Source organism: Lentzea sp. NPDC060358 (assembly GCF_042725365.1).
Classification (GTDB): Bacteria; Actinomycetota; Actinomycetes; order Mycobacteriales; family Pseudonocardiaceae; genus Lentzea.
Genome location: NZ_JBHXCW010000489.1, coordinates 1 through 1,183, shown reverse-complemented (window position 1 = coordinate 1,183; position 1,183 = coordinate 1). Strand labels below are relative to the sequence as shown.

2 protein-coding genes are annotated in these 1,183 nt (G+C 69.1%); both read left to right on the top strand.

The window, feature by feature from the left end:
* Positions 1-414: L,D-transpeptidase (locus ACFWGZ_RS41095; protein ID WP_382456990.1), on the top strand; the 414-nt coding region annotated here is incomplete at its 5' end.
* A 121-nt stretch (positions 415-535) separates the two neighbouring features.
* Positions 536-1,183 (top strand): RNA polymerase subunit sigma-70 (locus tag ACFWGZ_RS41090; protein ID WP_382456989.1); only part of this gene is annotated, 648 nt, incomplete at its 3' end.

Here is a 1,183-nt window from a genome sequence, read left to right as displayed (position 1 = left end):
GCCCAGAAGGCGGCGGGCAAGAACCCGAACAAGGCCAAGAAGTGCCCCACCAACAAGGGGCGCATCGCCTGCGTGGACCTGACCCGGCAGCTGAGCTGGATCCAGGACGGCAGCAAGCTGAAGTTCGGCCCCGTGCCGGTGCGCACCGGGCGCAACGGGTACGAGACCCGCACCGGGTCGAAGAAGATCTACTGGCGGCACATCGACCACGTCTCGTCGCTCTACAACGTGAAGATGCCGTACTCCCAGTTCTTCGACGGGGGTCAGGCGTTCCACGCGGTGGGCGTGAAGATGTGGAACCCGCCGGGCTCGCACGGCTGCGTCAACATGCGCACCGCCGACGCCAAGTCGTACTGGAAGCTGCTGAAGAACGGCGACGACGTGTACGTGTACGGGCGCAAGCCCGGGACGTGATCCTCGACCCGGCGGCGATCCGGGCGGCTTCGCCGCTTCCTCCCCCGGTTGTCAGTGCCCTGCGGTAACTTCCGGAGTGCTGGAACGAGGCGTGTCACAGCACAACAGGGGTGGATGAACGATGGGCGATCTGACAGCGACCGCGGATGTCGACAGCCGACTCGAGGGGCACCGGGTCGAGCTGACCGGTTACTGCTACCGGATGCTCGGCTCGGCCTTCGAGGCGGAGGACGCGGTGCAGGACACGCTGGTGCGTGCCTGGCGCAACTTCGACAAGTTCGAGGGCCGTTCCTCGCTCCGTTCCTGGCTGTACCGGATCGCCACCAACGTCTGCCTGGACATGCTGAACGCGGGGAAGAAGCGGGCCCGGCCGGTCGATCTGTCGGGCCCGACGCCGCTCGCCGAGGCGGCGCTCAACCCGCTGCCGGAGAACACCTGGCTGGAGCCGATGCCGGACGGCCGCATCCTGCCGACGGTGGCCGACCCGGCGGAGGCCGCGGTGGCGCGGGAGTCGGTGCGCCTGGCGTTCGTCGCGGCGCTCCAGCACCTGCCGCCCAAGCAGCGCGCCGTGCTGATCCTGCGCGAGGTGCTGGCCTGGAAGGCGAGCGAGGTCGCCGAACTGCTCGACACCTCGGTCGCCTCGGTGAACAGCGCCCTGCAGCGTGCGCGGGCCACCCTCACCGAGCACGAGGGCAGGCCGGCCGACGCCGCGAACCCCCTCGACGAGGAACAGCGCAAGCTCCTGGAGCGGTACGTCGCGGCCTTCGAG